Genomic DNA, 24,069 nt, shown 5'->3' with positions numbered 1-24,069 from the left:
CGATGAAGACGGTCAAGCCCGCCGACCTCGAACGCCAGTCCCGGCTCGATCCCGCGCTCCGCTTCATCCTGCTCACCGGCCCCGACGAAGCGACGATGGAAGCCGTCGCGGGCCATCTGGTCGCGCTTGCCGGCAAGGATGCCGAACGGCTCGACCTGTCGGGAGCGCAAATGGCGCAGGACCCGTCGCTGCTGGCCGCCGAAGCCGTTTCGATGTCGCTCTTTTCGCCGCGCCGGGTCATCCGGCTCGAAATCACCGGCAGCGGCGACGACAGCGTGGCGGCGGTCGAGGCGCTGCTCGCCGCCGAAACCGCGATCAATCCGGTGATCGCCACCGGCGCATCGATCACCGCCAAGTCGAAATTGATCAAGCTGGTCGAGGGCTCCGACCATGGCGTCGCCGCGATCTGTTATCAGCCCGACCGCCGCGCGCTGGTCGGCATTGCGATGGCGGCCGCCGAGGACCAGGGGCTGCGGTTGGCCAATGCCGAGGCACAATTGCTTGTCGATCTGGTGTCGGGCGACCAGGCGCTGATGCGGCGTGAGATCGAAAAAATGGCGCTTTATCTGGACGCTGCGGCCGACCGCCAGCGGCAGGTCACCGCCGCCGACATCGCCGCGCTGGGCGCCGCGACGCATGAGGAAGACGTCAGCGAGTGCATCAACGTCGCGCTGGGCGGCAAGGTGCGCGACCTGCCGGCGATGCTGGCGAAAGCGACGGCGGTGGGGGTTGCCGAAATCCGTATCATCCGCGCGCTGGCGATCCGCGCCATGGCGCTCGCGCGGCTGCGCGCCGAGGTCGATGCCGGGGCACATCCGGCGACCGTCGTCGCGGCGCGAACCAGCGGGATTTTCTGGAAAGAACGCGATGCGGTGACGGCGCAGCTACGGATCTGGGATTCGGTGCGCGTCGCCCGGTTGATGAGCCGCCTCATCGATTGCGAGCGCGCGCTCAAATCGTCGGGGACACCGGGCGCGGTGCTGTTCCGCAAGCTGATGACCGACATCGCGCATCAGGCGGCGCGCGCGCGGTAGCAGCGGGCTGCTGACGACCAAAAGCCGACACCTCTTATCTCGTCACCCTGAACTTGTTTCAGCATCCATGGCCTGCCGTTTCCTTTGGCGCAGCGCTTGATGAGAGGTCAGGCCATGGATGCTGAAACAAGTTCAGCATGACGATGTTTGAAGGGCGGCTTCCCACCCGAAGCAGGCGCAGTTACCGAGCATCCAAAGGAAAGGGCCTGACGCAACAGTGCCCGGCTGCGACAGGCCCTCGCCGCGCCCTCCCCCATGTGGGGGAGAGGGAGAGGTCGGATCAGAACTGGCCGCGCAGCGTCACGCCATAGGTGCGCGGTTCGCCGGGAAAGCCGACGAACAGCTGGTTCGCGGTGCCGCTGAGCCCGCTCGATGCCGGGGCCGCGACGGCGCGGAAGGTGCCGCCGCCCTGGAGCGGCATGTCGGCGCCGATCTGGTAATAGCGTTTGTTAAACAGATTCTGGCCCCACAGCTCGACGCCCCAGCGGCGATCGGGCCCATAAAGGCCCAGCCGTCCGTTGAAGATTGCAAAACCATCCTGGATCTTTTCGACATCGAGGTCCGATCCGGTGTTGGTGTCGCTTTGCAGGCGGGTGTCGAAATAGACGAGCGCGCTCATCCCCGAACCCCCGATCGGCGGAGTCCAGCTGACCCCCGCGGTCGCGACATAGCGCGGCGCGTTCGACACCCCGCGGCCGGGCAGCTGGAACAGCACCGGCGACAGCGGCCGGCCGCCGGTGCCGACCAGGTTGCGGCGATAGAGGGTGTCGACATAGGTCAGCCCCATGTTCACCGACAGATAGCGCGCCGGGCGCAGGAACGCCTCGATCTCGATCCCCTTTGATCGCACCCCGGGCTTCAGCCGGTTCGACGCGCAGGCGCCCGTCGTTCCCGATCCGTCGCTATCGGCGCCGTTCAGATCGTCCTTGCATGCCTGGATATTGGTAACCTCGAAATTGACCCCGTTGAAGGTGTTGAGCTGGTAATTGCTATATTCCTGAAAAAAGGCAGCGACGTTGAGATCGAAGCCGGGGCCGTCATATTTGACCCCCAGTTCATAGGCATCGACCTTTTCGCTGACGAATTGCAGGTCGCTCGCCTCGGGGCGGCCGTTGCCGCCGGTGTTCGCGGGCAGCGCCAGCCGCGCTGCGCAGGCGGTGTCGAAGGTGGCGTTGCAGGTGCGGTCGAGCGCCGAGAAGTCGAGGTTGAACCCGCCGGCCTTATACCCCTTTGACACCGAGCCATAGACGAGCACGTCGGGGGTCGGTTTCCAGCTGAGCACCGCGGTGCCGGTCCATTCGTTGTCCTTGAATTTGGTCCCGGCACTGCCGCGCGGCAGATCGGGCGCGGTGCCATTGATCACGCAGGGCAGGGTCGCGAGCGACTGGAACGGCGAATTGACCACCAGCGGGCAGATCGCATTGTTGAAATTGGCGTCGGCATCCAGCGTCTTGCGCTCGCTGGTATAGCGCGCGCCGACGGTCAGGGTCAGCGCATCCTCGATGATGTCGAAACTATTGTGGGTGAAGACCGCAAAGTTGCGGCTTTTCTGGGCAAAGGTCGATCCCTGGTTGCCGGTGCCGTTGATCGCCAGCGTCGGCTGGCCGAGCGCGGCGGCGAGCGACCCAAAGCCGGGGCGCGCGGGATTGGCGATCAGGGCCGACAGCAGCGGGATCGACGCGCGGCGCGGGTCGCCGACGGGCAATCCCGACAGCGCGGTGATTGTCCCCTGGACCACCGGCACGTTGACGCATTGCGGGTTCGACGGCAGAACCGCGGTCGGCAGCGCGCTGGCGAACAACAGGCAGTTGGCGAATTGCTCGTAATTGTTGCCGTAGACGATGTCGTCGTCGACATTGAGTTTTTCGTTCGCATAATAGCCGCCCACCAGCCAGTCGAGCCGCCCGTCGAACGCCTCACCCTGCAGCCGCAGTTCCTGCGTGAACAGGCGGAAACGGCGGTCGAGGTCGGTGCGGCGCAGCACGTCGAGGGCGCTGAAGTCGGCGTCCTGGCCCTGGGCATTTTTGTAATCGCGATAGGCGGTGATCGCGGTCAATGACGCGCCGCCCAGCTCCCAACCGATTTCGCCCGACACCCCCCAATCCTTGGTATCCGAACGATAGGTCACCCCCGGCGTCGTCGATTGGCGGCGCACGAAGTTGGTGCCCGTGGGCGGCACCTGATGGTTGGCGCCGAGCGCCTGCAACACCGGCAGCAGCGTGTTCGCCGACGCGACCGGAAAACCGTCGGCACCGCGGGTCAGGTTGCGGACCGGATTGAGCAGGACGCCGCCGCAACAATTTTCGTCGCGCTCGCTGTAATCGGCAATCAGGCGGAGCTTGAGGCTGTCGCTCGGTTCGAGCAGAAATTGCGCGCGCGCCAGCCAGCGGTCGCGGTCGTTGATGTCGGGTTCGCCAGCCGTCGCATTGTCGATAAAGCCGTCGCGCTGTTGCCACACCCCGTCGACCCGCACCGCGGCCTTGTCGCCCAGCGGGGCGTTGACCATGCCGTCGACGCGCCAATAATCATAATTGCCATAGCTGATCGACCCCTTGGCGCCGAACGCGCCAAGCTCTGGGCCTTTGGTGACGATGTTGATCAACCCGGCGGTCGAGTTGCGGCCGAACAAGGTGCCCTGCGGCCCGCGCAGCACTTCGACGCGTTCGATATCGCCGAGCTCGGACAGGCCGACCCCGGTGCGGCTGCGATACACCCCGTCGATGAACAGGCCGACCGACGATTCCAGTCCGGGGTTTTCCCCGACCGTGCCGATGCCGCGGATGCGCGCCGAGAAATTGACCTCGCTGGTCGCCCCCGATACCAGCAACGACGGCGCCACCTGGCCCAGCGCGCGGACGTCGGTCGCACCCGTCTTTTCGAGGGTTTCGCCGGTGACCGCGGATACCGCGATCGGCACATCGGACAGGGCTTCGCTGCGCCGGGTGGCGGTGACGATGATCGTTTCGTCATTCGCCTCCGCCCCGGCATCCTGCGCGATGGCAGGCACCGACAGCATGGCGAACGAAAGCGACAGGCCGGCGGCGCTGGTACGCAGCAGGCAGGCGGTACGGCTGAACTTGATTTTCATGATGATGGCCCTCCACACACGGTCATTTTTTGTGGGAGAGCGGCACGATATTATCTTTGATCGCGAGCGTATCACGACATTGCGGGTGCAGGCTAGCGCCAGCCGCTGACGCTGCGTCATTGCTCGCCAACCGCGGCTTTTGTGCCACAGCTGCCTCATCGGACGACTTGGCTTGCGCCTGGGCGCTTCGGGCAAAAAAAGAGGGCGGGACCAACGGCCCCGCCCTCCATGTCGCCAAAGACGATGTGCGATCAGAATTTGCCGCGCAGCGTCACGCCATAGGTCCGCGGTTCGGCCAGGAACTGCGAAAAGATCTGGCGGCCGCCCGGATATTGCGGGTCGACGAACGGTGCCGACGTCGTCCCCGCCTGGAACGGCGAGTTGAACGCGACCTGGGCGTAGTTTTTGTTGAAGATATTCTGCGCCCACAGCTCGACGCCCCATTTCTCGTCGGGGCCGCGGATGCCAAGACGGGCGTTGAACAGCGCATAGCCATCCTGCGCCTTTTGCGGGAACAGGTCGGAGCCGGTGTTGTAATCGCTGGTCATGCGTCCATCGATATAGACCAGGCCGGTCAGCCCGCTGCTGCCGATGTCGGGGGTCCAGGTCACGCTGCCGGTGGCGACCAGTTCGGGGGCGTTCGACAGGTTGTTGCCGGGCAGCTTGCGCAGCGCCGAGTCGAGCGCCGAGCCGCTCTTGTTGCCGACCAGGTCGCCGCGATATTTGGTGCGGGCATAGGTCAGGCCGGCGGCCATGCGGAAATTGCGCGCCGGGGCCAGCTGCGCCTCCAGCTCGAACCCCTGAGTGCGGACGCCATAGGTGACGTCGTCGCGGGCGCAGGTTCCGGTCGTGTTGCTCAGGTCGGTATCGGCATTCGGCCCACCGACCAGATTGTCGCAGCCGTTGATCGTCTGGACCAGAAACACGGTGCCGTTGAAGGTGTTCAGCTGGAAATTGCTGAAATCCGAGCGGAACGCCGACACGCTGAGGCTGAACGGACCGGTCGAATATTTGGCGCCGAGTTCATAGCTGTCGACCAACTCGGGGTCGAACTGCAGATTGCCGACCAGCGCCTGTGCGCCAGCCTGTCCGCCGAACGGCACGATCGGCGATTTGAGCGCCGAACGATCGAGGTTGAAGCCGCCCGCTTTATAACCGCGCGCAAAGCTGGCGTAGAGCAGCAGGTCGTCGACCGGCTTGTACGACAGGATTGCGGTGCCGGTCCATTCATCCTCGCTCCGCTCGTCGTTGATCGACACGCCGTTCAGCTCGGCGGTCGAATTGCCCTGGCAGCTGAGGCCAATCAGGGCGCCCGCAAGTGCGCGGGCGGTCGCGGTGGTCAACGGGTTGGTGGCATCATCGAGGACGAGACCCTGCACCGTCGTGCAGACATTGTTGTCATTGCCGAAGGTTGCGTCGAACTTTTTCTTGTCGTTCGTGTAACGCAGCCCCAGCGTCAGATCGAGCTGGTCGGTAATGTGGACGATGTTGTGGGTGAACAGCGCCCAGTTGGTGCCGTTCTGGAAATAGCGGTCGTTGGTCGTGCCGCGATCGTTAAGGCCATCGAGCGCGGTGAAAGCGGCGACGATATCGGCCCCAGAGATCGGTCCGCTCGCCCCGGCGATGGTCGCTGGCCCGACACCCGGCACCACGCACGAGGGATTGGTCGGTGAATAGAGACCGGCCAGCCCACCGCCCGAAATGATCCGGCAATTTGCAAACCGGCCATATTGGCGGCCAAAGCGCAGATTGTCGCGGACGGTCAGCTTTTCGTTGGCGTAGAAGCCGCCGATCAGCCAGTCGAGCGTGCCGTCGAACGCTTCGCCCTGCAGGCGCAGCTCCTGCGTAAAGGTGTGGAACTGGCGATAGGCGTCGTCGCTCGGCGCACGGTAGAGGATGTCGACGGCGCCATAGTCGGTGTCCGACGCCTGGCCCGACCGATATTGGCGGTACGCGGTGATCGAGGTCAGCGTCGCGCCGCCAAAATCATAATCGATCTGGCCCGAAAAGCCGTAATCCTTGGTCTGGCCTTCAAAACTGCGCCCCGGGCTGACCGAGATCGCGCGGCCATAGCCCTGGTTGAACGCCGACAACGGCTGGCCCAGATCGCGCAGGACGTTGATGATGTTGTTGCCGGTGGTCTGCAACGGCGCCAGCGGGGTCGACGGGTTGTTGAGGTTGCCGATGAACGGATTGACGCTGTTATCGACATAGGTCGCGGCGCAGCATTTTTCGCTGCGATAGGTGTAGTCGGCGATCAGCCGGATCGACAGCGCGTCGGTCGGTTCGAACAGGATCTGGCCGCGCAGAAAATAGCGGTCGCGGTCGTTGACGTCGGTGTTGTTCGTCGTGTCGCGATAGAATCCGTCGCGCTGGACATAGACCCCGTCGAGGCGCGCCGCGATCGTTTCGCTGATCGGGCCGGTCACGCTGCCGGTAAAGCGCAGGAAATCATAATTGCCATAGGTGATTTCGCCATTGGCGCCGAAATCGAACTCGGGCTTTTTCGAATAGATGCTGATCAGACCCGCCGACGAGTTGCGGCCGCCGAGCGTGCCCTGGGGTCCGCGCTGCACTTCGACGCGGTCGATTTCGCCCAGCTCGTTAAGGCCGATGCCCGAACGCGAGCGATAGACGCCGTCGATAAACACCGGGACCGAGCTTTCGAGGCCGGGGTTGTCGCCGACGGTACCGATGCCGCGGATACGCGCCGAACCATTGGCTTCCGATCCGGTCGACGAGACGAGCAGCGACGGCGCCACCTGGTTCAGCTGGCGAATGTCGTTTGCGCCGCTGTTCTGCAGCGTTTCGGCGTTCACCGCCGAGATCGCGACCGGCACGTCGGACAGGAGCTGCGAGCGGCCCTGCGCGGTGACGATGATCGGGGTGTTGTCGCTGTCGTCGACGACTTCGTCGGTCGCCGCATCCTGGGCAAAGGCGGGCGCGGCAACGACGGCAATCGCCAGCGAAACGCCGAGCGCGCTGGTGCGCATGAAGCGGGCAGCACAAAGGGAAGATGATTTCATGTCGGGCACTCCTCTCTCAATTTCATTATTTTTAGGCGGCAATTCATAACCGAAACGCGCCGCCAATCCAGCCAGAGCCCTGCATTTTCGCGATTCTTTGGATGGGTGAGGCTTTTGCGCCACAGGCGAGAAACGGGGCCGCGGGACGCCGCGACGACGGTCAACCGGTGGCTATGCCGCTTGCCGTAGCGTCATTTTCCTGCCCATTGCGGTACGGAAAAGAAATTAACTTGCCCTGCGCGACCAGCATCGCACGATAATGATCCCGAAAATTGACCGCGATCGCCCGATCGCTGACGTCCAGACCGCCGGTCAAGCTGCCAAAAGCGGGCAGAATCAGGCGCTGATCATCGGCCGCAAAGCAGGCGCGGGCGACGCTGCGTCCGCGCACCGTCAGCCGCAACTTGGGGTGGAAATGCCCCGACATTTCGGGACGCCGTTCGTGCGGATCGCTTTGGTGGCGCAAGATGATGCCGTCGATCAGCAACTCGTCGGCGACCTCGCCGCCCCACGCGCGGCCGCTGAGCCCGTCGTGATTGCCGGCGATCCACAACAGCTTCGTCGCGGCGGCCTGGGCACGCAGCCGCTGGGCGGCGGCGGGAACGATGCGGCTGGCGGCATCGCGGTCGTGAAAACTGTCGCCCAGGCACCAGATGGCGCGCGCGCCGGTTTCGGTTGCCAGCCGCGCCAGCCGGTCGAGCGTGTCGTGACTGTCATAAGGCGGCAGCGGCTGGCCGAGCGCCGCATACCAGCTGGCCTTTTCCAGATGCAGGTCGGCAACGATCAACGCGCCGTGCCGCGGCCAATAAAGCGCCCGGTCGGCCAGCGCGACAAAGCGATGGCCACCAAAATCGAAAGCGGTGGCGGCGGTCATCGTGTCGCTATGACGCCGCGGCCCGCGACCGGCAAGCGCGCTATCCGCCGTTGGCGATGATATTCAATGCCATGCGTTGCCGGGTCTGGCGGCCTGCTGCGTCGGGCAGGTCGAACACGACGCGCCGGTTCGGGAAATCGATCTCGACCCGGTCGAACAGCGACAGGCTGTCCATGCCGAGCAGCAGCGCGGGCCGTTCATTGAGCCCCAGGGCGCGGAACGCCTGGCTGTCGGCAAAACTGACCGGCAGGTCGTTGACGTCCATGCCGTTGATGACGATCCGTTTGATCGCGGTGCGCAAGGCTGGCACGGCCTCGCCGGTCACCGCGCTGAGCTCGGTGGCAATGAAGGGGAAGCGATTGGCGCGGCGATCAGCGACCATTTTCTGCAGTGCCAGATTACCGACGCTGGTCTGAGCGCCGGTATCGACGATCACGTCGATGCGTTTGCCGTTCAACCGCGCATCGGACAGGATCAGGCGCCCCGCCGAATTGCGGGCGGTGACGACGATCGCGTCATCGTCTTTGATCAGCGAAGGCGCACGGCGGCGCGTTTCCAGAATCTGCATCGTTTCCTTGCGAAAATCGATCAGCACCCGGCGGTCCTCGAGCATATCGACGCCGATCAACCCGGCAGCGCCGATGTGGCGGCCGTGAAACGCCGGGGCATCGACCGCGGCGAGGTGCAGGTTCGACATTCGCAGTGCGGCGACGCGGAAACTGGGCACCGTCGCCGATCCGCCGATCGTCGCCAGCCGCAGCTTCGCGCCCTCGATCAGGCCGAGCCGCGCGGCAAGTTCGCGCGCAATCACCGTCCGTTCGGCGCCGGTGTCGACCAGAAAGGCGAACGGCCCTTTGCCGCCGACCATGACCTTCACCGACATTCGCCGCGTCGCATCAAGGTCGAAGGGCTGGATGAACGGCACGATCTCGCTGGCCATGCCGGGTTCGACGACGTCGTCGATCGGGTCGGGCGCGGCCGGAATCGCGACGACGGGCGGCGCAGGCGGCGTTTGGCTGGCGCCGATCAGCACCGGCGCGGCGAGCAGTGCCGTCCAGAACATCGACCGCCTGAAAAGGTGGGTCATCGCGGGCATCCTCTTTATCTTTGTCGGCAATCTACGCCTGTTGCGGGTTGGCGGCAAGCGGCGTCGGCGCCGGGTGTCGCCTGCGCTAATCCGGGCGCATGGCCGTATCGGCCAGGCTGTCCGCCAGCTCGCCGAGCAGCGCATCGTCGATGTCGGCGCCCGCGACGCTTTCACGGCCGATCAGCACCAGCACCGGGATCGCCAGCGGGCTGATCCGCTCCAGCGTCTGGTGCAACATCGTCCCTGCCGCGCGGTCGAGCAGGTCGCCCAATCGCGCGACATCGGTCAACCGTTCGCGCGCATCGGCCCATGCCGCTTCGAGCAGCAGATGGTCGGGCTCATATTTGCGTAGCACGTCAAAGATCAGGTCGGTCGAAAAGGTGACTTGCTTGCCGGTCTTGCGCTTGCCGGGGTGCTGGCGCTCGATCAGACCGCCGATCACCGCGACCTCGCGAAAGGCGCGCTTGAGCAGATGCGATCCCTCGACCCATTCGACGAACTCCTTCTCGAGGACTGCGGGGTCGAACAGCGCCGCCGGGTCGGTGACGGGGCGCAGCGACCAGATCGCCAGCGCATAGTCGGACGCGACGAACCCCAGCGGCTGCAACCCGGCGCGCTCCATCCTTTTGGTGATCAGCATGCCCAGCGACTGATGCGCGTTCCACCCCTCGAACGGATAGGCGACAAGATAATGATTGCCCTCATGCGGGAAGGTTTCGACGAGCAGCTCGCCGGGACGCGGCAGCACCGAACGCAGTGCCTGCATTTCGAGCCAGAAACGCACGTCGGGCGGAAAGCGTTGCCAGCTCGCTGGATCGGCCAGGAAACTCCGCACCCGGTCGGCCAGCCGCGTCGACAGCGCCATCCGCGCGCCGACATAGGACGGGATGCGCGCCGGTTTGGCCGTCGCGCGGACCAGGACATCGGTGTCGCGGATGCCCTCGACCTCCAGGCTCAGCCCGGCAAAGGCAAAGGTGTCGCCGGGGCTCAGGGTGCTGGCGAAATATTCCTCGACGGTGCCCAGCCGCCGGCCGTTCTTGAACCGGACGTCGAGCGTCGGCGCATCGACGATGATCCCCGCGTTGAGCCGGTGCTGCGCCGCGAGCCGCGGGTGCGCGATGCGCCAGCCGCGCGTGGGGCCGGGGGGGCCGTCGGGGGCGAGACGGCGAAAGCGGTCATAGCTTTTGAGCGCATAGCCACCGTCGCGGACAAAACCGAGCAGGCGGGTGAACAGCGCGGCATTAACCCAGCGGTAGGGCGCCGCCGAACGAATTTCCGCCAGCAGGTCGGCTTCCTGAAACGGTGCCGCGCAGGCGAGCGCCATGACATGTTGTGCGAGCACGTCGAGCGCACCGGGGCGAAACCGGTCGGCGTCGCGCTCGCCCGCCTCGACGGCGTCGAGCGCCGCCTGCGCCTCGAGATATTCGAAACGGTTGCCGGGCACGATCAGCGCGCGGCTCGGCTCGTCGAGCCGGTGATTGGCGCGGCCGATCCGCTGGAGCAGCCGCGATGACCCCTTGGGCGCCCCCATCTGGATCACGCAATCGACATTGCCCCAGTCAAGCCCGAGATCGAGGCTGGAGGTCGCGACGAGCGCGCGCAGCCGCCCCTCGGCCATCGCCGCCTCGGCGCGCTGGCGCGCCTCGCGGTCGAGGCTGCCGTGATGGATGCCGATGGGGAGCGAGAGGTCATTGACCTTCCACAGCTCCTGAAAGATCAGTTCGGCCAGCCCGCGCGTGTTGCAAAAGATGATCGTGGTGCGATTCCTGGCGACTTCCTCCATCACCTGATGCACCGCATAACGCCCCGAATGCCCGGACCAGGGCACCGCGCCTTCGGGCAGCAAGATCTGGATATCGGGATCGGCGCCCGCCTCGCCCTCGACCAGCGTCACGCTTTCGGCCTCGGCGTTTGGCGCCAGCCAGCCGCGATAGGCATCGGCGTCGGCGATCGTTGCCGACAGGCCGACGCGGCGCAGCCCGGGCGCGATCGCCTGCAACCGCGCGAGCGCGAGGCTGAGCAGATCGCCGCGTTTGCCGGGCGCGAAGGCATGGATTTCGTCGATCACCACGGTCTTCAGATCGGCGAACATCATGAAACTGTCGGGATAGGAGATCAGCAGCGACAGCGATTCCGGCGTGGTCAGCAGGATGTTCGGCGGCCGGCTCCGCTGGCGCGCTTTCTTGTCCGAACTGGTATCGCCGCTGCGGCTCTCGACGCTGATCGCAAGGTCCATGTCGGCGATCGGGCCAAGCAGATTGCGCTCGACGTCGGCCGCCAGCGCCTTCAGCGGTGAGACATACAGCGTGTGCAGCCGGTCGCTCGGATGCGCGGCAAGATCGACGAGCGTCGGCAGGAACCCCGCCAGCGTCTTGCCCGCCCCGGTCGCCGCAACGAGCAGCGCGTGCTCGCCGCGCCGCGCGGCGCTGAGCATGTCGATCTGATGGCGCCGCAGCCGCCAACCGCGCGCCGCGAACCAGTCGGTGAAGGAGGCGGGGATCGACACCGGCCTGTCGTGTCACAGGCGCATCGCGTGAGCAACTATGCTAGGCGGTCGCCATGACCGACGATCTGCGCCGCCACATCGACGAAGCCATGACGCTGGCCGCCGCGCAGCTTGGCCAGGGGCGGGTCGCCGACTATATTCCGGCGTTGGCGCAGGTGGATCCGAACAAGCTGGGTTTCGCGCTCGCGCTGCCCGACGGGACGGTCCACACGGCGGGCGACGCCGACGAGGCGTTTTCGATCCAGTCGGTGTCGAAGGTGTTTACGCTGGCGCTTGCGCTGCGCCGCGTCGGCAGCGACCTGTGGGACAGCGTCGGGCGCGAGCCGTCGGGCAGCGCCTTCAACTCGATCGTCCAGCTCGAAAACGAGGCCGGCATCCCGCGCAATCCGCTGATCAACGCGGGGGCGATTGCGACCACCGACCGGCTGATCGACGGGCGCGACGGCGACGCCGTGGCAGAAGAAATTGTCGATTTCATGCGCGCGCGGGCGGGCGACGATAGCGTTGCGATCGACTTCGACGTCGCCTTTTCCGAATCCGCAACCGGTGCGCGCAATCGCAGCCTCGCACATTTCATGGATGCCTTCGGCAACCTGCAGCACCCGGTCGAAACCGTCGTCGGCGTCTATTTCCGCCAATGCGCGATCGCGATGAGCTGTCGCCAACTCGCGCGCGCCGGGCTGTTCCTGGCGATGGAGGGCCGCGATCCGTTGACTGGCGAGCAGCTGGTCGAGCCGCACCGCGCGCGGCGGATCAACGCGATCATGATGCTGTGCGGCCATTATGACAATTCGGGCGAATTCGCCTTCCGCGTCGGTCTGCCGGGCAAGAGCGGGGTCGGCGGCGGCATATTGTGCATCGCGCCGGGGCAGGGATCGATCGCGGTGTGGTCGCCGGGGCTGAATGACGCCGGCACGTCGCTCGCTGGCGCGGTGGCGCTCGAACATTTCGCCTATGCGGCGGGATGGTCGGTGTTCGACTGACCAATTGGCGGCGAATGTCCGATATGGGGTGGATTTAAGACGTTCCCCTCCCTTTCAGGGAGGGGTTAGGGGTGGGTGCGAGCGCTAGCGAGCCGAGGCAGAGCGCCGCCTTCGGCGGCCACCCACCCCCGACCCCTCCCTGGAAGGGAGGGGAGAAGAATGTCCGCAACTGGTCGTTACCCGACCGATACTCTGCGCCAATCAATCGTCGAGCAACGCCATGCGAACCCGCGCTGTGCCGCTGCGGTGCATGCCGATTTCGCGCGCGGCGGCGTGGCTGATGTCGATCACGCGGCCGTGGGCAAAGGGGCCGCGGTCGTTGATGCGGACGATCACGCTGTCGCCGTTGGCGGTATTGGTGACGCGCACCATGCTGCCGAAGGGCAGAGTGCGGTGGGCCGCGGTCAGCTGGCCGGGATCGAAGCGTTCGCCGCTCGCAGTGCGGTTGCCCGCGAGTTCGCGGCCATAATAGCTGGCCATGCCGCCACCGATTTCGGTTTCAGCATCGATCTCGACGATGCTCGCGTTCGTGACTTCGACTTCCTGCGCGGCGGCTGAAACCGTGAGCAGAAGCGGCATCAGCATGGCTGAAAAGACCCGCATGACATCATCCCCTTTTCGTGGGAGGGCCAAAAGCAGCGGTGGTCCGGCAAGGCAAGCCACCGCGCGTTGGACTGACGTCTATTTGCGTCCGGAGGTTGGAATCGGCGCCGTTTCAGCGGAACCAATCGAAACTATACGTCCAGATTCGCCACCGACAGCGCGTTGGTCTGGATGAAATCGCGCCGCGGCTCGACCTCGTCGCCCATCAAGCGTTCGAAGATTTCATGCGCGATGTCGGCCTGCTCGGCCTCGACGCGGAGCAACGTGCGGTTCGCCGGATCGAGCGTGGTTTCCCACAATTGCTCGGCATTCATCTCGCCCAGCCCCTTGTAGCGGCTGATCGCCAGCCCCTTGCGGCTGTGTGCAAAAATCGCCTCGAGCAGTTCGGACGGCCGCGTGATCGGGGTGACCTTGCCGACGGTGGCAGCGGGCAGGTCGCTGTCGCTCGCATCGGCGTCCTCGTCCGCCGCATCCGCCGCGGCCAGCGCGGCAGCTTCGGCGGCCTGGGCCGCGGCGCTGCTGCCCTTTACCAACCGGCTGGGGTGGGCATAGGTTTCCGCTTGTTCGGCCGCGAGCTTGTGCAGTCGGCGGCCTTCCTGGCTGGCGAGGAACGCCGCGTCGATCGCATGATGGTCGCTGACCCCGCGCCAGCGCTTCTCCAGCGTGTAGCCGCCGTCGCTCGCCACGATCGTCCATTTCGCCTCGACCCCGCCGGTCAACGCGCGTTCGGCGGCGTTGAGCCACTCGGCGGCGCGGATGCCCGCCGCGGTGCGGCCGGCGCTGTCGAGCGCCGGATCGAGCGCGCCGTTCAGCGCCAGTGCCTCGACCAGTTCATAATTATGGCCGCGCGGGACATAGCGCATCAGTGCGCGCAGGCGGCGGCCGTGCTCGATCAGGTCGCGCAGATCCTTGCCCGACCGCGCGCCGCCGGTGGTTTCGAGCATCAGCGCGTCGATGCCGCCGTCGACGAGATAATTTTCGAGCGCGGTGTCGTCCTTGAGATAGACCTCGCTGCGCCCCTTGGCGACTTTGTACAGCGGCGGCTGGGCGATGTAGAGATGGCCGCCCTCGATGATCTCGGGCATCTGGCGATAGAAAAAGGTGAGCAGCAGGGTGCGGATATGCGCGCCGTCGACGTCGGCGTCGGTCATGATCACGATCTTGTGATAGCGCAGTTTCTCAAGGTTGAATTCGTCGCGGATGCCGGTGCCGAGCGCCTGGATCAGCGTCCCGACTTCTTTCGACGAGATAATGCGGTCGAAACGCGCGCGCTCGACGTTCAGGATCTTGCCCTTCAGCGGCAGGATCGCCTGGACGTGGCGGTCGCGGCCCTGTTTGGCCGATCCACCTGCCGAATCACCCTCGACGAGGAAGAGTTCGCATTTGGCGGGGTCGCGTTCCTGGCAATCGGCGAGCTTGCCGGGCAGGCTCGCAATGTCCATCGCGCCCTTGCGCCGCGTCAGTTCGCGCGCCTTTTTCGCGGCTTCGCGCGCCGCGGCGGCGTCGATAACCTTTTGAATTACCGCCTTGGCATAAGCGGGATTTTCTTCGAGCCATTCGGTCATCCGGTCGGCCATCAGGCTTTCGAGCGGCTGGCGCACCTCGCTGCTGACCAGCTTGTCCTTGGTCTGCGAGCTGAACTTGGGATCGGGCAGCTTGACCGAGACGATCGCGGTGAGCCCTTCGCGCATGTCCTCGCCGGTCAGCGAGACTTTTTCCTTTTTCAGGATGCCCGACTTGTCGCCATAACCGTTGATCGTGCGGGTCAGCGCGGCGCGGAAGGCCGCGAGGTGGGTGCCGCCGTCGCGCTGCGGGATGTTGTTGGTGAAACACAGCACATTTTCATAATAGCTGTCGTTCCATTCCAGCGCGACGTCGATGCCGATGCCGTCGCGCTCGCTGCTGATCGCGATCGGATCGGGCAGCATAGCGGCCTTGTTGCGGTCGAGATATTTGACGAACGCCGCGATGCCGCCTTCGTAGAACAGGTCGTGGCTGACATGTTCGGCATGGCGTGCGTCAACGAGCTTGATCCGCACCCCCGAATTGAGGAACGCCAGCTCGCGGTAGCGATGTTCGAGCTTGTCGAAATCGAACTCAAGGACGTTCTTGAAGGTGTCGGTCGAGGCCGAGAAGGTGACGCGGGTGCCCTTTTTGCCTGCCGGAGCGGGCCCGTTAACCTTGAGCGGACCGACCGCGTCGCCATGTTCAAAGCGCATCCAATGCTCTTCGCCGTCGCGCCAGATCGTCAGTTCAAGCCATTCGGACAGCGCGTTGACGACGCTGACCCCGACGCCGTGCAGCCCGCCCGACACCTTGTACGCATTGTCGTCGCTGGTGTTCTCGAACTTTCCGCCGGCGTGGAGCTGGGTCATGATGACCTCGGCCGCCGAAATGCCTTCTTCGGCATGGATGCCGGTCGGGATGCCGCGGCCATTGTCCTCGACGCTGACCGATCCGTCGCTGTTGAGCGTGATCAGGACCAGGTCGCAATGCCCCGCGAGCGCCTCGTCGATCGCATTGTCCGACACCTCGAACACCATGTGATGCAGCCCCGACCCGTCGTCGGTGTCGCCGATATACATCCCCGGGCGCTTGCGGACAGCATCCAGGCCCTTGAGAACCTTGATCGAATCGGCGCCATAAGCGTTAGCATTGGGCAGGTTGGCGTTGGCGCTCGGCGCCATATTTTCAGGGGTGTCCGTCATGCCGATTATATAGGGTCGAAGGCCGCAAAACCCAAGCGAAAATGCGGGTCTTGGTGCTATCGCGACGAGCGTTGCAAGGTCAGGCGACGGCGGCTAGATTCGGGACATGCAAACCAACCCTCCCCCCCGCTTTTCGTCCCGTCCGTTTCGGGCGCTGATCGCCGCGCTGGCGTTGCCGCTCGCCGCGTGCAGCCAGCCCGCGCCGCCCGCCGAAAATGCGCCCGTCGTCAGCGGTGAGCCGCTCGCGACGCGGGCGGTGATGGTCGGCACCGAGGGGCCAAGCCTGCCCGCCTGTTCGAGCATCAGCCGGGTCAAGCCCGGCGGCACCGACGTGTTCTGGGCGCCCGGCGAAACGCGCGCGGTCAAGGCGAAGCTGGCCGGCGGTGCCAATGTGTCGCTGTGCGAAGCCGCCGAGAATGACGCGTGGTTCGGGGTCGTCTTTGCCGCCCCCGGGACCGATCCCGACATGTGCGGGGTCGGCAAATCGGTCCGCAACGCCCGCGAATATCAGGGGCCATGCCGCTGGGGCTGGATCAAGGGCGGCACGGTGCAACTGGGGGGTTAACCTCCAATCCTCCCTGTCGCGTAGCGATGGGGAGGTGGCAGCGCGAAGTGCTGACGGAGGGGCAATGACGCTAGGGTGTCGCCCCTCCACCACCGCCTACGGCGGCGGTCCCCCTCCCCATCGCTTCGCGACAGGGAGGATTTTCTTTACCGGCAATCCTCGATCACCCGTCCGATTTCGGACTGCACCGGCAACGTCAACGCGCCGCCGCTTGGGGTCTCCAGCGCAAACCGTCCGCGGCTGAACGCGATGCGGTCGAGCCGCGGGTCGCGGTTGGGCAGGGTCGCATTGCCGCCGTCGAAGCGGATCTGGTCGGTCCCGGCGCTGGTCCGCAAGCTGACATTGCCCGCGAGCGCCGAGGTCAGGCGGATGCCGCCGCCGCTGCACGCCATCGTCAGCAGCGGCCCCGCGCCGCCCGTCGGGACGAACGTAGCGGCGCGGCCCCCCGCGTCATAGCGCCACGCGCCGGCATCGACGGCGCGATCCTCCCAGCCGCGGGTTGGTGTCCGCAGCGGGGCGGGGGTCGGCGCGGCGGCGATGGGTGCCGGGCGCGGCGGTGGCGGCGCCGCGGTCGGGACCGCAGCGCATCCGGCAACCGCCAGCATCACCGGCAGCACCAAGCCAATTTGTGTCCACATCCGCCGCGCTGTCATCCTCAAAATCCCTGCCAATCAATCACATCATTCGGTGCAACGCGCGGCACCGGCCACTGGTTCACCGCCGCATCGGCATCGGCATAGCCGATCGCCAGCCCGGTGAACAAAATCTGGTCGTCGTCCAGCGCCAGCGCTTGCCGCACCGTCCGCCCGTACATCGCCCAACATTCCTGCGGGCAGCTGGCGAGCCCGGCCTCGACGAGCAGCAGCATCACCGATTGCAGCCACATGCCCATGTCCGCCCATTGCGGCGGCCCCATGATGCGCGAGCAATGCAGGAAAAGCATCACCGGTGCGCCGAAACCCCGGTAATTCTCCACGAACTGAGCGAGCCGCCCCGCCTTGTCCTCACGCGGGATGCCGAGCGCGGCATAAAGCCCCTCGCCCACCCCGAACCGCCGCGCTTCCCACGGATCGGTCAGTCCCTTGGGGTAAATGTCATACTCGGGCTCATATCCCGCGCGCCCCATCGCCAGCCGCGCGGCGACCGCGTCCTGCACCGCCTGCCACGGGTCGCCGGTCAGCAGCGTCGCCTGCCACGGCTGGAGGTTGCCGCCCGATGGCGCGCGCTGCGCCGCGGCAAAAATGTCCTGGAGCAGCGCGGGATCGACGGGCTGATCGGTAAATTTGCGGATCGATCGCCGCTGGTGCAGGGCGGCGGTTACGGAAAGCTGGTCAGTCACTGGCATATTTATCCTCGCGCCGTTTGCCGAACAGCAATTTGCGTTCGAGCCGGGATTTGAGCTGGCGATAATAGCTCAGCAGGAACACGTCATCCTCTTCGGCGACCGGGCGGCCGATCTTGGCGCGGATCGCGTCGGCAACCTCGCGCATCGCGCGCGGATCGCGGCCGCGCAGCACGCGTTCGAGCTCCTGCAGTTCGAAGATGCCATAGACCGCCAGCTCGGCCTCGCTGAACAGCATCGCGTCGCCCGCTGCATCGACCGCGATGTCGGCGTCCAGCTTGGCGCGCCGTGCCATCACCACCCAGGTGCCGGCGATCAGGTCGCCCATCCGCATCCGGTCGCGATTGAACAGCAGGAATAGGCTGAGCGTCAGCGACCATGCGACCCCGGCAACGATGGTCCAGGTCGATGCCATATCCTCGGCAGCACTGACCCCCAGCATCATCAGCGGCAGGAACAGTTCAAGCTCGCGGATCAGGTTGCGCGCCACCACCGCATCGGCGGTCAGGCGGCCGCCGTCGCGCGCGACGACGCGGATGCCCATCAACCGCTTGCCCGGGGTCGCGGCGCGCGAGCCGAGCTCGAAGCCGATGAACCAGAAGGTGCGCAGGACAAAGGCGCCGAGCATCCACACGATCGTCGTCAGCTCGCCGTCGGCGGCGGGCGCCAACCATGCGATCAGCAGCGTGAACAGGATCAGCACCAGCAGCATGATCACGACATCGATCATCAGCGCGCCGAAGCGCAGCCCCGAACTGGCGATCTTCAATTCCAGGTCGACCCCCTCCGGGGTAATGAACTGGCGGATTTTCTTGGCGCCCGCCGCTTGCAGCTTGGCGTTGGTGGCGGCGGCGGTCATGTGACATCCTCGCGCCGCGGGATGTAATAATAGGCGATCCAGGCGAGCAGCATCAGCGAGCCGATCGCATAGCGCAGCATCGTGTCGGTGATCAGCTGGCGCCCGAATCCTTCGAGCAGCCCGGCCGCGAACAGCATCAATATGACCCCGACCATCACCTTGCCCGCGGTCCGCCCGGCGTCGGCGGCGGCCTGCAACCGGTCCTTGGCGCCGGGAAAGACGACCGCGGTGCCGATGCGCAGCCCCGCGGCGCCCGACAGCGCCGCCGCGAACAGCTCGGTGGTGCCATGGATGAACAGCCAGCCGCCGAAATCGAAACCCAGCCCCTTGCCTGCGAACACCGCGATCATCGCGCCCAGCCCGATGCCCTGATAATATTCGAGCATCATCGTCGGCACGCCAAAGGCAAAGCCCAGCGCAAAGGACAGGATCGACACCCGGCTGTTGTGGGTGAAGAGATAGGTCGCAAAGACGTGGAGGCCGCTTTCGCTGTCGCCGGCCGCCGCCTTGCCCTGGCCCAGCGTCGATTTCAGAAATTCGGCGGTCGCGCGCGGATCGCGCCCGCCCGCCATCTCCTCATCGACGAAGTTGAAATACCATTCGGGGTTGCTCGCGACGAGCGAATAGCTGGTCAACGCGCCGAGCAGGATGATCAGCGAAATGATGATCGTCTCTTTCCACACCGACCGGACCGCGGCGGGCCAGTCGTAGAGGAAGAAGCGGCGCAGACGGTTGCGGCGGCTCTCGCGCACCCCGTAAACCAGGAAATAGCCGCGGATCGACAGCGCCTCGAGATGATCGAGCAGCGCCTTGTCGAGGCTGGTCGCGCGCGCGATCGACAGCGACGATAACGTGGCGCGGTAGAGCAAAGGCAGTTGCAGCAGTTCATCGCTGGTCAGCGCCTTGGCACCCTTTTTCTCCAGCTTGGTCAGCAGCAGGTCGAAGGCGATCCAGTCGGCTTCGCGTTCGGCGCGAAAGCGGCTGGTCGAAAAGCTCGGCGCATCGAGCGCGCGGGTGGTGGAGGTCGCGGGGGTCATAGGGTACCGGCCCGTTTGATGCCCAGATAGGCCTCGACCGCGCTCGCCCCCATCGCGTCGGCGGGCACTTCGACGACGTCGGCGCCCAGCCGCTGGAGCCGCGCGATCACCAGCTGACGATCGCGCAGCATCGCCGCCGCGACGTTCGACCTGGTGACGTCGGCGCCGGTTTCGGGGCGGCGGCGTTCCTCGCTTTCGACCTCGTCATCCTTGATGACGACGAACAGCAGCCGGTGCTTCCTGGCCAGCCGTCCCGCGGCGCGGATCATCAGGTCGGCGCTCGTCGCATCGGTGAATTCGGTGAACAGGATGATCAGCGAGCGGCGGCTGAGCTGCGCCGACAAGGTGGTGAGGGCGAGGGTGAAATTGCTTTCGACATGGGCATAGTCGATCAGGCTCGCGGCGCGCTGCAGGGCCGGGAAATCCTGGGTATGCATATAGGCGGGGGTCAGCGCCTGCGGCTTGGCCGCGAACGAAAACAGGCTGATCCGGTCATTCAGTTTCAGCCCGACATAGGCGAGCAGCAGCGCCGCCGACACCGCGCGGTCGACGCGCGGCATGCCGCCGACCGGTTCGGCCATCGTCCGCCCGCTGTCGATCGCCAGGACAACGCGGTTGTCGCGCTCGACGCGATATTCCTTGGCCAGCAGTTTGACGTGGCGCGCCGACGCGTTCCAGTCGATCGCGCGGCGGTCCATCCCGGGCTGATATTCGGCGAGCGCCTCAAATTCGGTGCCTTCGCCGCGCAGGCGTTGCTGGCGCAGCCCGAACCAGCTGTCGCGCTGGAACAACCGGCTGCCTTCCTCGGTCACCGCGCGCAGGCTGGGGACGACGCTGATCGCACCGCCGATGGCAAATTTGCGCTGTTTCCAGACGAGGCCGAGCGGCCCGGCCCAGCGGATCCACAGCGCCTCGACCAGCGCCTGCCCGCGCCGCGACGCCGTGAGCGAAAGCGTGCGGGCCAGCGTGCGCGCGGCGCCGCCATCGACCGCGACGGCGCGCATGTCGCTCGCCAGCCGTCCGCCTTCGGCGAGCCGATCGTCGAGCGCGAGCGCCAGTTCGGCGCGCGGCGGCACCGCGCCGCCGCTGGCAGCAAGCGAGAGGTCAAAGGCGTCGCCGACCCCGACCTGGTGCGGAAAACGTGCGTCGAGGCTGAGGTGGCGCGGATTGGCGCCGGCAATCGTGTCGAGGATCAGGCACGCGGCGATGACCCCGATCCAGCCGGGCGCGACGAGCCACAGCTCGGGCCGCACCAGCCCGAGCGCGAGCGCCATCGGGGCGCCGAGCAGCAGCAGATAGATCGCCCGGCGGGTCGGATAGATCACCGCGGCACTTCTTCGCGGTCGAGCAGCGCGGCGACGACCTGTTCGACGCCCCGGCCCTCGATCTCGGCGGCCGCCGACAGGATGACGCGGTGGCGCAGCACGCCTGACGCCAGCCGCTGGATGTCGTCGGGGATCACATAGTCGCGCCCGTCGAGCGCCGCCGCGGCGCAGGCGGCGCGCGCCAGCAGCGTCGCGGCGCGCGGGGACGCCCCGCACTCCAGATCGGCGCTCTCGCGTGTCGCGCGGACGAGGCGGACGATATAATCGACGATCTCGTCGGCCAGGCGGACGGTCGCGATGGTGTCGATCGCCGCCTCGATTGCCTGGGCATTGGCGACTTCGGTCACCCCAAAATCGCCGACCGCGGGGCTTTTGAAGCGCCCGCCATGATCGGCGACGATGCGGCGCTCCTCGTCGGCGGCGGGATAGTCGACGACCAGCTTGAACAGGAAGCGGTCGAGCTGCGCTTCGGGCAGCGGATAGACGCCCTGCTGTTCGATCGGATTTTGCGTCGCCAGCACGGTGAAACGCGGGCTCATCACATGCGCCTCGCCGTTGATCGTCACGCGGCGTTCCTGCATCGCTTCGAGCAGCGCCGCCTGCGTTTTCGGCGGGGTGCGGTTGATTTCGTCGGCGAGCAGCAGTTCGGTAAAGATCGGCCCCTTGGTCAGGGTGAAGCTCGACGTCTGGAAATTGAACAGGTTCGACCCCAAAATGTCGCCAGGCATCAAATCGGGCGTGAACTGGATGCGCCCGAAATCGAGGCCGGTCGCGCGGGCGAAGGCTTGCGCGAGCAGGGTCTTGGCGGTTCCCGGCGGGCCTTCGAGCAGCACATGGCCGCCCGCGAGCAGCGCGATCGTCACCATGCGGGTCAGCGGACCCTGCCCGAACACGACCTTGGCGACCTCGGCCTCGATCGCGGCGCCGAGCGCCTGGACGCTTTCGATGGGGTTAGCTGTCACGCAGTAGATCCTTCCTGATGTCGTGCAGCGCCTGCGCGTCTGCCAAAAACTCATGGGTATTGCGCGCCAGCGGCAACCGCCGCGCGAGCGCCGAAAACAGCGCGCTGTGGCCATCCAGATGCTTGTCGATCCAGCGGTCGGTCGCTGCCTCGTCGAGCCCGCCGGGCGCGTGCAGCCGCCGCGCGATCGCGCTGCGCTGGCTGCGGACATAGGCGTCGGCGCCGTCGAGCTCGCGCCGCGCCTGTTTGATCAGGTCGGCGCTGTTGGCGATCAGCGCCGCTTTCGACACCGCAATCGCGCGCGCCGGTTTCAGCGCCGGACCGAAGCGCATCCACGCCTGCCACAGCGCAAGCAGCCCGGCGGCGATCAGGCACAAGGTGATGCCGATGAACGGCGGCACAAAGGCAAAGCGCAGCAGCGACCGCTGGCTGCCGAAGCCGTTGAGCGTCAGGTCAAAGGCAAGCCCGTCGGCGTCGGCGTCCTCGGCCACCGCATCGACCAGCATCGCCGCGGTGCGGGCGCGATCGCGGCTCGAAAAGGCCAGATTGTTGATGAAATCGGGGTCCGACAGGATGTAGATGTCGTCGCGCGGGCGCTTGGCGAGCAGCGCGCCGCCGTGCGGGAAACCGATCAGCGTCTCATATCCCTCCGCGGTCACCACCTGCGCGCGCAGGCCGCGCAGCGGCAGCGTGACGTCGCGCCCGCCGAAAACGCCCGTTGCCGCCGCGCCCCGCGCATGTGGCTCGCTGGCGATCTTGTCGATCGAACCTATGGTCGGTGGCAACAGCTTGGGCGACGGGGCGATCGGAAAGCCGTTGCCCGACCAGCCCGCTTTTTCGGGGTGGCGTCCGGTCTGCCATTTTGGCAGGACGATCAGGATCGGGCCGCCGCGATGCCCCTTGATCACCCGCGCCAGATCGTCGGGCTTGGTGCTGTGCGTCGGGGTCAGCACCAGCAGTTCGCGCCATTCCTCCTCATATTCGGGCGCCTCTTCGCTGCGCCGCAGATCGATCACCGCGTCGCTGCGTTCGAGCAGATCGACGATCCCGGCATAGCCTGGCGCCGCTTTCGACAGCGCGTGGCCACCGCCGTCGTTGCCGCTGCTGAGCTGCGGGCCGAGCGCGATCAGCGCCCACAGCGCGATGAACGCGATCACCCCGATCGCGACGACGCCCGCGATCAGCCGCGGGTTGAAACCGCCGTCATTTGCCGCCGGACCGCTCATGCCCGCGCCCAATTCTTGGGCACCGTCAGCTCGGCATAGGCGCTGCGGCATTGTTGCCACGCGTCGGCGTCGATCGAGCGCCCGCCGAACAGGCTGATTTCGACCGCGCGCGCGATGCGGCTGAACGCGCCCTGTGCCACCACCGGCAGATCGCGCGCCGCGGCCAGGTCGCGCGACGTCATCGCGGGCTTGACCAGCCCGGGACGGCGGCCCTCAATGTCCTCGACGCTGCGATAGAGCAGCAGATGCACCGCTTCGGAAAAGCGCCCCGCCGCGGCCAGCGCGTCCGCCTCGGCGAGCAACGCGCGCGCCGCACCGGCTTCGGCCAGCCCGATCGCGTCCTCGCCGTCGCCATCGTCCGCGCTGCGCCGGAACGGCAGATTATCGACCCAGCGCGCAAAGGCGGGGACGAAATGATAGAGCAGGAACAAGGCCACCAGCGCGACAAAGAGCCACAGCAGCGGCTTGGCGGCGGGGGCGCTCCACTCGAAAAAGCGCGCGATGGCGTCGAACAGCGACGTCAGCCACTCGGGCGGCGGCGTGCGCGGTTCGGGCGGCGGAAAGCCGGTCTGGATTCCGCCCCCGGCGATCGTCTGGCTAAAGGCGGGATCGACGAGTTCGGGATCGATCAGCCATCCCTGGCTTGCCCCGGCGCCCCCATCGGCGCCCGGCGCATCGGCCGCCACCGACGCCTGCGCGATCCACAAGGCCATCATACTCAAAAGACTGATCCGCCCCGCATCGTCATCGCACCGGTGGTAGCGCGAGGCGGCGCGCCAAGGCAAGAGATGCTTGCGTACCGGTCTGCCCCGTTATAGCGCGCGGACGCATGGGTCCGATGGTTG

General features: G+C 66.3%; 18 protein-coding genes. 3 read left to right on the top strand and 15 right to left on the bottom strand.

Translation table 11 applies throughout. The features are described from left to right. Window positions 1-2: 2 nt before the first annotated feature. Window positions 3-1,034, top strand: a complete 1,032-nt coding sequence (holA, locus tag FFS68_RS05995; RefSeq protein ID WP_137752281.1) for a DNA polymerase III subunit delta — start codon at window positions 3-5, stop codon at window positions 1,032-1,034. Window positions 1,035-1,314: 280 nt separating this feature from the next. Here holA and FFS68_RS05990 read toward each other — a convergent pair whose 3' ends face one another. From FFS68_RS05990 to FFS68_RS05970, 5 genes are all read right to left on the bottom strand, one after another. Then, entirely contained in the window at window positions 1,315-4,122 is a 2,808-nt protein-coding gene (locus tag FFS68_RS05990; protein ID WP_137752280.1) for a TonB-dependent receptor, read from the bottom strand. Window positions 4,123-4,373: 251 nt separating this feature from the next. Beyond that, window positions 4,374-7,148 (bottom strand): TonB-dependent receptor, encoded by a 2,775-nt coding sequence (locus FFS68_RS05985; RefSeq protein WP_171003757.1) that lies wholly within the window; start codon window positions 7,146-7,148, stop codon window positions 4,374-4,376. A 160-nt stretch (window positions 7,149-7,308) separates the two neighbouring features. Continuing rightward, window positions 7,309-8,022: a ligase-associated DNA damage response endonuclease PdeM gene (gene pdeM / locus FFS68_RS05980; RefSeq protein WP_137752279.1), complete on the bottom strand. Its 714-nt coding sequence runs from the start codon at window positions 8,020-8,022 to the stop codon at window positions 7,309-7,311. Window positions 8,023-8,062: 40 nt separating this feature from the next. Continuing rightward, window positions 8,063-9,109 carry a retroviral-like aspartic protease family protein gene (locus tag FFS68_RS05975; protein WP_137752278.1) on the bottom strand — a complete coding sequence of 349 codons (1,047 nt, stop codon included), beginning with the start codon at window positions 9,107-9,109 and terminating at the stop codon, window positions 8,063-8,065. A gap of 85 nt (window positions 9,110-9,194) precedes the next feature. Continuing rightward, the gene (locus tag FFS68_RS05970; RefSeq protein ID WP_137752277.1) at window positions 9,195-11,615 is read right to left on the bottom strand and encodes a ligase-associated DNA damage response DEXH box helicase; all 2,421 of its coding nucleotides are present in this window, start codon (window positions 11,613-11,615) and stop codon (window positions 9,195-9,197) included. 53 nt (window positions 11,616-11,668) lie between these two features. Here FFS68_RS05970 and FFS68_RS05965 point away from each other — a divergent pair, with 53 nt between their 5' ends. Next, on the top strand, window positions 11,669-12,598 hold the full coding sequence (locus FFS68_RS05965; RefSeq protein ID WP_171003756.1) for a glutaminase: 930 nt from the start codon (window positions 11,669-11,671) through the stop codon (window positions 12,596-12,598). 201 nt (window positions 12,599-12,799) lie between these two features. On the opposite strand, the gene FFS68_RS05960 is transcribed toward FFS68_RS05965, so the two are convergent. After that, entirely contained in the window at window positions 12,800-13,201 is a 402-nt protein-coding gene (locus FFS68_RS05960) for a septal ring lytic transglycosylase RlpA family protein (RefSeq protein ID WP_137752276.1), read from the bottom strand. Window positions 13,202-13,332: 131 nt separating this feature from the next. Next, window positions 13,333-15,909: a DNA topoisomerase (ATP-hydrolyzing) subunit B gene (gene gyrB, locus FFS68_RS05955; protein ID WP_249340036.1), complete on the bottom strand. Its 2,577-nt coding sequence runs from the start codon at window positions 15,907-15,909 to the stop codon at window positions 13,333-13,335. Between the two features lie 106 nt (window positions 15,910-16,015). Between gyrB and FFS68_RS05950 the strand changes: the two genes are divergently transcribed. After that, window positions 16,016-16,474: a hypothetical protein gene (locus FFS68_RS05950; RefSeq protein ID WP_137752275.1), complete on the top strand. Its 459-nt coding sequence runs from the start codon at window positions 16,016-16,018 to the stop codon at window positions 16,472-16,474. A gap of 146 nt (window positions 16,475-16,620) precedes the next feature. Here FFS68_RS05950 and FFS68_RS05945 read toward each other — a convergent pair whose 3' ends face one another. From FFS68_RS05945 to FFS68_RS05910, 8 genes are read right to left on the bottom strand one after another with little or no spacing between them, the layout of a single operon-like run. Beyond that, on the bottom strand, window positions 16,621-17,112 hold the full coding sequence (locus tag FFS68_RS05945; RefSeq protein WP_137752274.1) for a hypothetical protein: 492 nt from the start codon (window positions 17,110-17,112) through the stop codon (window positions 16,621-16,623). A 17-nt stretch (window positions 17,113-17,129) separates the two neighbouring features. After that, window positions 17,130-17,819: a nitroreductase gene (locus FFS68_RS05940; protein ID WP_137752273.1), complete on the bottom strand. Its 690-nt coding sequence runs from the start codon at window positions 17,817-17,819 to the stop codon at window positions 17,130-17,132. Beyond that, on the bottom strand, window positions 17,806-18,675 hold the full coding sequence (locus FFS68_RS05935; RefSeq protein ID WP_137752272.1) for an RDD family protein: 870 nt from the start codon (window positions 18,673-18,675) through the stop codon (window positions 17,806-17,808). The genes FFS68_RS05940 and FFS68_RS05935 overlap by 14 nt, the downstream gene beginning before the upstream one ends. Continuing rightward, window positions 18,672-19,712: a stage II sporulation protein M gene (locus FFS68_RS05930; protein WP_137752271.1), complete on the bottom strand. Its 1,041-nt coding sequence runs from the start codon at window positions 19,710-19,712 to the stop codon at window positions 18,672-18,674. Before FFS68_RS05930 ends, FFS68_RS05935 begins: the two co-directional genes overlap by 4 nt. Next, the gene (locus FFS68_RS05925; RefSeq protein WP_137752270.1) at window positions 19,709-21,037 is read right to left on the bottom strand and encodes a DUF58 domain-containing protein; all 1,329 of its coding nucleotides are present in this window, start codon (window positions 21,035-21,037) and stop codon (window positions 19,709-19,711) included. The genes FFS68_RS05930 and FFS68_RS05925 overlap by 4 nt, the downstream gene beginning before the upstream one ends. Beyond that, the gene (locus FFS68_RS05920; protein ID WP_137752269.1) at window positions 21,034-21,999 is read right to left on the bottom strand and encodes a MoxR family ATPase; all 966 of its coding nucleotides are present in this window, start codon (window positions 21,997-21,999) and stop codon (window positions 21,034-21,036) included. Before FFS68_RS05920 ends, FFS68_RS05925 begins: the two co-directional genes overlap by 4 nt. Continuing rightward, window positions 21,989-23,224, bottom strand: a complete 1,236-nt coding sequence (locus FFS68_RS05915) for a DUF4350 domain-containing protein (RefSeq protein ID WP_137752268.1) — start codon at window positions 23,222-23,224, stop codon at window positions 21,989-21,991. The genes FFS68_RS05920 and FFS68_RS05915 overlap by 11 nt, the downstream gene beginning before the upstream one ends. Then, window positions 23,221-23,940 (bottom strand): DUF4129 domain-containing protein, encoded by a 720-nt coding sequence (locus FFS68_RS05910; RefSeq protein WP_137752343.1) that lies wholly within the window; start codon window positions 23,938-23,940, stop codon window positions 23,221-23,223. Before FFS68_RS05910 ends, FFS68_RS05915 begins: the two co-directional genes overlap by 4 nt. Window positions 23,941-24,069: the final 129 nt, after the last annotated feature.

The organism is Sphingopyxis sp. L1A2A, from assembly GCF_005502465.1.
Classification (GTDB): domain Bacteria; phylum Pseudomonadota; class Alphaproteobacteria; order Sphingomonadales; family Sphingomonadaceae; genus Sphingopyxis.
The sequence above is the reverse complement of the archived record's forward strand: the minus strand, read 5'-3'. Positions and strand labels throughout refer to the sequence as shown.